Genomic DNA, 9491 nt, shown 5'->3' with positions numbered 1-9491 from the left:
AAGCACGAACTGAATATCTGCAAATGTGAAATTAGAAGGAAAGAGGATCGCCATGACCGAAAACAATCGCATCGTGCTGGCCTACTCAGGCGGCCTGGACACCTCGGTGTCCATTCCCTACCTCAAGGAGCGCACCGGCAAGGATGTGGTGGCTGTCTCCCTGGACGTGGGCCAGGGTGGCGAGCGTCTGCAGACCATCCGCCAGCGGGCCCTGGACTGCGGGGCCGTAGAGTCCGTCGTGGTGGATGCCAGGGACGAGTTCGCCAGGGATTACTGCATGCTGGCGCTCAAGGCCAATGCCATGTACGAGGGCGTCTACCCGCTGGTATCGGCCATCTCCAGGCCGCTGATCACCAAGCATCTGGTCCAGGCGGCCCACAAGTACGGTGCCGACACCATAGCCCATGGTTGCACCGGCAAGGGCAACGACCAGGTCCGTTTCGAGGTCTCCATCATGTCCATTGACCCTTCGCTGAAGGCCATCAGCCCCATCCGAGACCTGGGACTGATGCGCGATGTGGAGATCGCCTACGCCAAGGAGCACCACCTGCCCATCGAGCAGACCGAGGAGAGCCCCTATTCCATCGACCAGAACGTCTGGGGACGGGCCATCGAGACCGGGTACCTGGAGGATCCCTGGAATGGACCCACCAAGGATGTCTACTCCTACACCGACGACCCGGCCTTCCCGCCGGTTGAGGATGAGGTGACCATAGACTTCGAACAGGGCATCCCCGTGCGCATCGATGGCAGGGCGGTCACCCCTCTGGAGGCCATCGAGGAGATGAACCGCCGGGCCGGGGCCCAGGGGATCGGACGTGTGGATCTGATTGAGGACAGGCTGGTGGGCATCAAGTCCCGCGAGCTCTATGAGGCACCAGGCGCCGTGGCCCTGATCACCGCCCACCAGGAGCTGGAGAACTGCTGCCTGGAGCGCGAACAGCACCGGATCAAGCGCGACATCGATAAGCGCTGGGGCGAGCTGGTCTATGACGCCCAGTGGTATTCGCCTGCCGTTCGATCCCTGAATGCCTTCATCGAAGAGACCCAGCGCTATGTCTCCGGCCGCATCCGCATGGTCATGCACGGTGGACGAGCCGTGGTCACCGGTCGGCACTCCGACAGCTCCCTCTACGACTACAGCTTGGCCACCTATGAGTCCGGCGACAGCTTCGATCAGAACGCCTCCAATGGGTTCATCGCCATCTACGGCTTGGCCGACAAGGTGGCAGCCGCCCGTGACATGCGCTTCGGCAACGGCATTGCACAGGACGGACAAGACCAGTGAGCACCGGCGACAAGCCCATGGCCCTCTGGGGCGGGCGCTTCAGCGGCGGTCCCTCGCCGGCCCTGGTCGAACTCAGCCGGTCCACCCAGTTCGACTGGCGGCTGGCCGACGACGACCTGGCCGGTTCCCGTGCCCACGCCCGGGCCCTCAACCGTGCTGGACTGCTGGATGATAACGAGCTGGCACGCATGGAGCAGGCCCTGGATGAACTTCAGGATCAGGTGGACTCCGGTGCTTTTGCCCCAGAGCCTGGCGACGAGGACGAGGCCACAGCACTGGAGCGCGGCCTGATTGCCATAGCGGGGGACCAGCTGGGCGGCAAACTGCGGGCCGGGCGTTCGCGCAACGATCAGATCGCCACCCTGATCCGGATCTGGCTGCGTCGTCACGCCCGGGTGCTGGCCAAGGACCTGCTGAATACGGCCCGGGCTCTGATGGATCAGGCCCGGGCGGCGGGAACCACGGTCATGCCTGGCCGCACCCACATGCAGCACGCCCAGCCTGTCCTGCTGGCTCACCAGCTCATGGCCCATGTCTGGCCTCTTATCCGTGACCTGGAACGCCTGAGGGACTGGGACCAGCGTGCCGATGCCAGCCCATATGGATCTGGCGCGCTCGCCGGCACCACCCTGGGTCTGGACCCACTGCCGGTGGCCCGGGATCTGGGCTTTAGCCGGGTCTGCGCCAACTCCATCGACGGGACTGCCGCCAGGGATGTGGTGGCCGAATTCGCCTTCGTCGCTGCCATGATCGGCGTGGACCTGTCCAGACTGGCTGAGGAGATCATCATCTGGAACACCCAGGAGTTCGCCTTCGTTCGTCTGGACGACGGCTATTCGACTGGTTCCTCCATCATGCCTCAGAAGAAGAATCCGGACGTGGCTGAGCTGGCTCGTGGAAAGGCCGGTCGGTTGGTTGGTGATCTGGCTGGCCTGCTGACCACTCTCAAGGGGTTGCCGACGGCCTATGCGCGCGATCTGCAGGAGGACAAGGAGGCGGTCTTCGACCAGGTGGACACCTTGGAAGTCCTGCTTCCCGCCTTTTCCGGCATGGTCGCCACCCTGACCTTTAACAAGGATCGTCTGGAAGAGCAGGCTCCCACAGGCTTTGCGTTGGCCACCGACCTGGCTGAGTGGCTGGTCAGGCAGGGGGTGCCCTTCCGGCATGCCCATGAGCTTTCCGGGGCCTGCGTCAAGCTGGCCGAGGGTCGTGGTTGCGAGTTGGCCGACCTGGATGATGCCGATTTCGTCAGGGTCTTCGCTGACTGGGTGCCTGCCGATCGGGCTCCGGAGGTCCGTGCTGTCCTAACCACCGGGGGAGCCGTGCGTGCTCGCCGGGGCCAGGGAGGCACCGCGCCGGAGAGAGTCAAGGAGCAGATGGATCAGGCTGCACATGCGCTGGAGGAGCTGAAGACTTTCGCCGATTCGCAGTCTGATGGGCCTGCCTACCGTCCTCCCAGGTGAGCTGTCTGGCTTCGTCAGACCGGTGGCCGCGTTAGAATTCCGAACGGCAATTCCTCGAGAGGGACGCCAAACGGCGAAAGGCGGCGGTGATTATGAATCCGGTGGCACTGGTCCAGGCTTGGTGGGCCAAGCAGCACATCACTCTGGCCAAGGAGCCGCCCGGTTCACGCCAGGGGCTGTGTTCGCCTCCGAACCGAGGCCGCGACCTGGAACCATTGACCATGCTGGTGGTGGGCGACTCCATGGCGGTCGGTTGCGGTGTGAAGGACCAGAGCCAGGGCTTCGTTCCTGACATAGCCGCCTGCCTGGCCACCCGGCTGGGGCGTCCGGTATCCTGGTCGACCCAGGGTCGGCTGGGGGCCACCATCCGCAGGGTGCGCTACCGGTTCCTGCCCGCCCTGCAGGACCATCCTGATCTGCTGGTCCTGTGTGCAGGATCCAACGACATCATGGCCAACCGCACCGACGAACAATGGCGGGATGACCTGGCTGCCAGCATCGAGCTGGCCAAAAACAAGGGCCGTCAGGTGCTGGTCCTCAGTTCCGGTCAGCTCTATCGGGATCCTGCGCTCGGCCGGGCGCTCAGGGCCGAGGTGGAGCGCAGGATAGCCCGCCAGACGCAGACCAGCCGTCAGGTCTGTCAAGAGGCCTCGGTGCCCTTTGTGGATGCCACCCGCGACGATGTTGGCACTGACCGACCCGACTTCTGGGGCATTGACCATTTCCATCCTGGGGTTGAAGGTTACCGGCGCATGGCCGCCTGTGTGGTCGACCACATTCCCCAAGACCTGATCAATCAATTGTCTGTGTCTGTACATTCCTGACTCAGACGCGGTGGTTTTGCTGAGCGGATTCAGCCGGTCGCCCCGTCTTGGCAAAAGCAACTAGCGGTCAATCGTCAATCCGGAGTGGTCGATTCACAATGATCATCTGGTTTCGTCCCCTGGGGATTCCTGCTTGGTGAGGCCTTGTCTGCGGCGGTCCGGGGCCCCGCCGTGTCGGTATCTGTTGCAAGAATAGTAGGGTTTAGCGTACATTCATCAAATATTCGATAGGGAGTAGCCTCTCATGTCGCAGGTCACCGATTTCAGGCAGGCGGGTTTCGACTCGCTTTTCGACGAACTCAAGTGGCGCGGTCTCATTGCCCAGTGCACGGACGAGTCCGAGCTCAGGAAGGTGCTGGCCGACCCCTCGGTGACCTATTATTGCGGATTTGACCCCACCGCCCCCTCACTGCACGTGGGCAATCTGGTCCAGCTGCTCAACATGCGCCACCTGCAGGCTGCTGGTCTGCATCCCATCGCCGTCGTCGGCGGAGCCACCGGGCTGATCGGCGACCCTCGGCAGTCGGGGGAGCGCACTCTGAATCCCAAGCAGACCGTGGCCGAGTGGACCGAGCGCCTTCGTGGTCAGATCGGGCGCTTCCTGGACACCGAGGGAGACAACCCCGTCCGATTCGTCAATAATTATGAGTGGACCGGGTCTATGAGCACCATCGACTTCCTGCGCGATGTGGGCAAGAACTTCCGTATGGGCACCATGCTGGCCAAGGACACGGTGGCCCGCCGTCTGGATTCTGACGAGGGCATCTCCTTTACCGAGTTCAGCTACCAGGTGCTGCAGGGCAACGACTTCCTGGAGCTCTTCGACCGCTACGGATGCAGTCTGCAGCTGGGCGGCAGCGACCAGTGGGGGAACCTGACCAGCGGCCTGGACCTGATTCGCAAGGTGCGCAATGCCTCCGTCAACGTCATGACCAGCCCTTTGATTACCGACTCCCAGGGCAAGAAGTTCGGCAAGTCCGAGGGCAACGCAGTCTGGCTGGATCCCACCATGTTCAGCCCCTACCGCTTCTACCAGTTCTGGTTCAACCAGCCTGATGACCAGGTGGTCAAGCTGCTGAAGACCTTCACCTTCCTGCCCAAGGCCGAGATTGAGCGTTTGGAGGAGCGGACCGCCCAGGATCCCGGTGCTCGCGAAGCCCAGAAGGTTCTGGCCTGGCAGGTGACCTCATATGTGCACGGCGAGCATGCCGCCCAAGGGGCCATTGATGCCTCTGGTGCCCTCTTCGGTCGCGGCAAGACCCTGGAGGAGCTGGACGAGGATGTGCTGGATTCCGCGCTGGACGGACTCAAGGTCGATGACGGTCAAGGCGGTCGAGCTCTGCCCGCAGCCCGCGAGGGTCAGCGTCTGGTGGAGGCCGGGGTTGCGACCGGGCTCTTCCGTTCGGTCTCCGAGGCTCGTAAGACTGTGGCATCGGGCGGTTTCTATCTGAATAACCAGCGGGTCGAGGATCCGGATCAGGTATTGGAGAAGAAGGACTTTCTGCATGGGCGCTTCGCCCTGGTTCGCAGAGGAAAGAAGGCCCTGGGCGCGCTTGAGCGCCGGGCTGGCAAGTAGGAACGTAGGAATTAAGGACACTGATGGCAGAAGAACATAATCATTCCCGGGGCGATCGCGGACGGGGCCGGGGCGGTTCGCGTCCAGGCGGCTTCCGGTCGGGCGGCCATCGCTCTTCGGGCTTCCACAAGGGCGGTTCGCACTCGGGCGGATACCGCTCCGGAGGCTATCGTTCGGGAGGTCACCGTTCCGGCAACTTCCACAACCATGACGGCGAGGGCGGCGAAGAGCGTCGCTCCGAGAACAGGAATGGCCAACGGCCCTTCCGCGGGCGCAGGAACGATCGATTCGACCGCGACAATCGCGGATACAGGCATGACCGTCAGGATGGTCACGGCGGCTTCCGCAGGGATTCCGACCGGGACCGGCATTTCGACAAACGTGACGACCGCCACGGCCGTTGGCAGGATGGCGACCGTCCACGTCGCGACTTCCACGCCAACAGGAACGGCGGCTACGGGCATCGCGATCATGACAACGACCGCGGTCGGTCGGGGTATGGCTACCAGCGGCATGACCGTGACCGTGATCGTGGTCAGGGCTTCCACGGGAACCGTCGTCGGGATGACGACCGGAGGTTTGATCGTCGGAAGGATGAGCGGTCCGGTGGGGATCGCCCATGGAACAACCGCTCCCGTGATGACCGTCCACGCCAGGAGCGTTCACATGGAGATCGTCACTATGGCAACCGTTCCTATGGTGACCGTTCCCGTGATGACCATCGTCAAGGCGGCTATCGGGGCGACAGGTACCAGGGCCAGCATGGTCACGATGACCGTCGTTATGACGACCATCGTCATGACGACCGCCGTGGGGCCTATCAGCGTGACCGCCAGAATGGCTATGACCGCGGTCGCCGCAACTCAGACGGGACCATCTCCTACCCATCGCAGAACCCCTATACGGATCGTCGGCCTGGCGAACCCAAGATGCCCAAGGGCCTGGAATGGTCCATGCTCTCCAAGGATGATCGCCTGCGCTTGCGCGGACTGAGTAAGGAGCACGCGGAGAACATCGGTCTGCACATTCTGGCCGCCTACGCGCTGGAGGAGACAGACCCTCAGGGAGCCTTGGCCCATGCCAAGTGGGCTGCACGACAGGCCTCCCGGATCGATCTTGCCCGGGAGACGCTGGCCCTGGTGGCCTACCGTCAGGGCGACTACAAGCTGGCCTTGAAGGAGTTCCGTACTGCACATCGCATGAATGGCTATTCCGATTACCTGCCCTTCATCGCCGACTGCGAACGTGGCCTGGGCAATCCCCGCAAGGCCATTGAGGAGGCCACTTCTGAGGAGGGCAGCCAGCTGCAGGGCGAGTCCAAGGCGGAGATGTTCCTGGTTTATGCCGGAGCCCTGGGCGATCTGGGCCTGTGGGACAAGGCCATCGAGACCGTTCAGGCCCTGGTCAAGGCCCGGGGGCTCAGCGGCGACTACCGGATGCGTGCCGTGCAGGCAGAGCAGAACTTCCTCGAACAGGCTGGTCGCAGCCAGGAGGCTCTGGAGCTGGAACCTCTTCTGGATCGGCTGGAAGCAGAGTATGCCGACGAGGATGAGGACGAGGACGGCCAGAATGGTGGGCAGTCCGAGGAAATCCTGATTGACTACGACCTGGAGCACCTGGATCCGGCCATGATGGAGGATCTCTCCATTGATCCGGATGGTGGTGAGGATGCCGAGGCTGATGTCACTGACGCATCCGAGCAGGGTGCCGATGACGGTAAGGCTGAGGAATCTTCTGAATCAGTAGCCTCGTACGATTCAGTGGACTCAACTGGCACAGGTGACTCAACCGGCGCATCTGATTCTGCCGGTTCATCCGACAAAGTTGATTCGACAGGTTCGTCCGACTCAGCCGGTTCGTCCGAAATGCCGGAATCTGAAATGACAGAATCATCAGATGTTGTGAAGCAGACTGGTGAAGAGTCTTCCCGCCTTGACGCAGAAACTTCGGACGATGGTTCTCAAATCGGCCAGAACGATAGCGAAGCCGACGTAACTGTTACTGACAATGGTGATGCGACCATCCAGGATTCAGGATCCGAAGCAGACACTACCGATGTTCAAAGTGAACAGGTCAAGGATGAGCAGGTCAACCAGTCCGAAACCACTGATGAAGACAAGGCTGAATCGTGACCGTCTTCCTCAAAGGAACTGATGACGCTCCGGCAAAGACCTACCGCCTGGCTCTACTGGACCTGGACGGGGTGGTCTACCGGGGCGCCGACCCTGTAGAGCATGCGGCCGAGGGTATCGACCGCGCTCAGACGCTCGGCATGCGAATGGCTTACACCACCAACAATGCATCCCGGTTCCCACAGGTGGTGGCCGATCAGCTGCGCGGGTTCGGTCTGACCCTGAACGATGGCCAGGTCATCACCTCGGCCGTCGTTGCCGCACGGATGCTGCGCCGATACCTGCAAAAGGGCGCCAGGGTGCTGGTCATCGGATCTGATCATCTACGTGACCAGATCCGCCTCAATGGGATGGTGCCGGTAGACAAGGCAGCAGATCTGCCAGAGGCCGTTATTCAGGCTTGGTATCCGGAGTTGAGCTGGCAGGACCTGGCCCAGGCCGCCTTTGCCATTGAAAATGGTGCACGTTACTTCACTACCAACAAGGATCAGACCTTGCCCCGTGAAGGTGGCATGGCGCCCGGCAATGGAGCTATGCTCCAACCGGTAATTCTGGCTACCGGAAAGCAGCCGGAGGATTCGGCCGGTAAGCCGGAATCGGCCATGTACGACGAGGCTCGGCAGCTGTTAGCGGATAGCCAAGAGAAGATTTTCGACGTTGACCGATGCCTGCCCGTGGGCGATCGTCTGGACACCGACATCGAGGCAGCCAACCGGGGCGGGTACGACTCCATGGTCGTCCTGACAGGCGTGGCCCGAACCCCCGCCATCCTGACAGCACCGGCCAAGTTGCGGCCGACCTATCTGGCTGAAGATCTGCGCGGCCTGACTGCGCCACAGCCCCAGCCCAGTAAGGAGGCAGACCAAATCTGGCACTGCGGCGGCCAAACCGCAAGGGTGGACGATGACGGGCATGTCACCCTGCGCGCTCTTGAGGCAGGTGGCGATCCCCTGTCTGATTTGGATGCTGTGCGAGCCTGTGCCTGTGCGCTCTGGGAGTACCAGGATCGTGGTGGAGACATGGACTCGCTGGATCTGCCCGCCTTTGTCGTAGGGGCATAGTGGGCCATGTCGGAAGAAGCCAAGTCCGGACAGCCCGAAGCGAGCGTGTCATCCCAGGAATCCAATCACTACGGGCTACATGGGCAGTCTGTAGGGTCTGAGCGTTCTGCGCGGTCTTCACACGCAGATGATGAGGAAACGACTGCGTTAGCGCCTGAAGAGTCCATGGATAAGCAAGCCATGGTTCCTCTTTTGGAGCGTTTCCCTGATTTGGCTGACTTGGATAATCTGGATGATGCCCAACAGGTCGAGCTGCTCGGGAAAGTGCTGACCGGTCTCCAGCAGGACCTGGAGCGGGAGGGCAAGTGAACAATGAGTATACGGTCGTCAGCTCTGGGGACGGTCGGCGAAGAACTGTGGCTCTTGCCCACGACCGGCTTGACCGCGTCCTGCCCTCACAGGGGCTGACGGATTCGCGTGCCAGAGCCCAGGCTCTGATTCGTCAGGGACGGGTTACGGTTAACGATCATCTGGCTTCACGACCTGCTCAGAGTGTCCAGCCAGGCGATGTGATCCTGTTGGACCCGGGCGATGACTATGCCTCTCGGGGAGCGCTGAAGCTGGAAGGCGCCCTGACGACTTTTGCGGCGCAGGGGATGGCCGGTCCGCGGGACAGGCTCTGCCTCGATATCGGGGCCTCCACGGGCGGTTTCACTGACGTCCTGCTCAGGCATGGTGCACGGCGAGTTATCGCCCTTGATGTGGGCCACGGACAGTTGCTTGAACGGATTGCCGCTGATCCTAGGGTGATTGACATGAGCGGTGTCAACATACGCGAAGTTCAGCCGGGGGACCTGCCTTATCGCCCGGAATACGTGGTCTCGGATGTGTCTTTTATCTCGCTGACCTATGTCATTCCGGTCCTGCCTGCCTTGCTGGCGTCTGTTGCCAACTGCCTGCTGCTGGTCAAGCCCCAGTTTGAGGTCGGACGTAGCCTGCTGGGTCATCATGGCATTGTGACGGACGAGGACAGCAGGCAAGAGGCTTTGGAGCGAGTCTTGGCTTGTGCGCGTGAGCATGGATTTGTTGTCCGTGCTACCATGCCATCGCCCATAACCGGTGCCCATGGCAACATGGAATATCTACTTTGGCTGTCTTGGTCACAGTCGGCTTAAGGCCTGTGGCTTTACGCTTCCCGCACGACACA

General features: G+C 61.9%; 8 protein-coding genes. All 8 read left to right on the top strand.

Annotated elements, in window-relative coordinates:
* Positions 1 to 52: 52 nt before the first annotated feature.
* Complete coding sequence (locus tag GKC41_RS00800) at positions 53 to 1288, top strand: argininosuccinate synthase (protein WP_154312513.1); 1236 nt, start codon at positions 53 to 55, stop codon at positions 1286 to 1288.
* A gap of 17 nt (positions 1289 to 1305) precedes the next feature.
* Positions 1306 to 2751: an argininosuccinate lyase gene (argH, locus tag GKC41_RS00795; protein WP_154313039.1), complete on the top strand. Its 1446-nt coding sequence runs from the start codon at positions 1306 to 1308 to the stop codon at positions 2749 to 2751.
* A gap of 92 nt (positions 2752 to 2843) precedes the next feature.
* Positions 2844 to 3575, top strand: coding sequence for an SGNH/GDSL hydrolase family protein (locus GKC41_RS00790; RefSeq protein WP_154312512.1), 732 nt, complete (start codon positions 2844 to 2846; stop codon positions 3573 to 3575).
* A gap of 244 nt (positions 3576 to 3819) precedes the next feature.
* Entirely contained in the window at positions 3820 to 5151 is a 1332-nt protein-coding gene (gene tyrS / locus GKC41_RS00785) for a tyrosine--tRNA ligase (protein WP_029678434.1), read from the top strand.
* 23 nt (positions 5152 to 5174) lie between these two features.
* Complete coding sequence (locus GKC41_RS08700) at positions 5175 to 7283, top strand: helicase (RefSeq protein ID WP_229281542.1); 2109 nt, start codon at positions 5175 to 5177, stop codon at positions 7281 to 7283.
* A complete protein-coding gene (locus GKC41_RS00775) occupies positions 7280 to 8344 on the top strand; it encodes an HAD-IIA family hydrolase (protein WP_324611987.1) in 1065 nt (354 codons plus the stop codon). The genes GKC41_RS08700 and GKC41_RS00775 overlap by 4 nt, the downstream gene beginning before the upstream one ends.
* A 165-nt stretch (positions 8345 to 8509) precedes the next feature.
* A complete protein-coding gene (locus GKC41_RS00770) occupies positions 8510 to 8653 on the top strand; it encodes a hypothetical protein (protein ID WP_154312511.1) in 144 nt (47 codons plus the stop codon).
* A gap of 47 nt (positions 8654 to 8700) precedes the next feature.
* Entirely contained in the window at positions 8701 to 9459 is a 759-nt protein-coding gene (locus tag GKC41_RS00765; protein WP_324612025.1) for a TlyA family RNA methyltransferase, read from the top strand.
* The last annotated feature ends 32 nt before the right edge of the window (positions 9460 to 9491 follow it).

This window comes from Bifidobacterium asteroides, assembly GCF_009683175.1.
Lineage (GTDB): Bacteria > Actinomycetota > Actinomycetes > Actinomycetales > Bifidobacteriaceae > Bombiscardovia > Bombiscardovia asteroides_H.
Note: the sequence above shows the minus strand (reverse complement) of the source record. Positions and strands in the feature narration are given on the sequence as shown.

What these genes read in the sequence shown, in the direction of transcription:
- GKC41_RS00770 (WP_154312511.1), top strand. Translation starts at nt 8,510, where the DNA reads ATGGATAAGCAAGCCATGGTTCCTCTTTTGGAGCGTTTCCCTGATTTG.
- tyrS (WP_029678434.1), top strand. Translation starts at nt 3,820, where the DNA reads ATGTCGCAGGTCACCGATTTCAGGCAGGCGGGTTTCGACTCGCTTTTC.
- argH (WP_154313039.1), top strand. Translation starts at nt 1,306, where the DNA reads ATGGCCCTCTGGGGCGGGCGCTTCAGCGGCGGTCCCTCGCCGGCCCTG.
- GKC41_RS00800 (WP_154312513.1), top strand. Translation starts at nt 53, where the DNA reads ATGACCGAAAACAATCGCATCGTGCTGGCCTACTCAGGCGGCCTGGAC.
- GKC41_RS08700 (WP_229281542.1), top strand. Translation starts at nt 5,175, where the DNA reads ATGGCAGAAGAACATAATCATTCCCGGGGCGATCGCGGACGGGGCCGG.
- GKC41_RS00790 (WP_154312512.1), top strand. Translation starts at nt 2,844, where the DNA reads ATGAATCCGGTGGCACTGGTCCAGGCTTGGTGGGCCAAGCAGCACATC.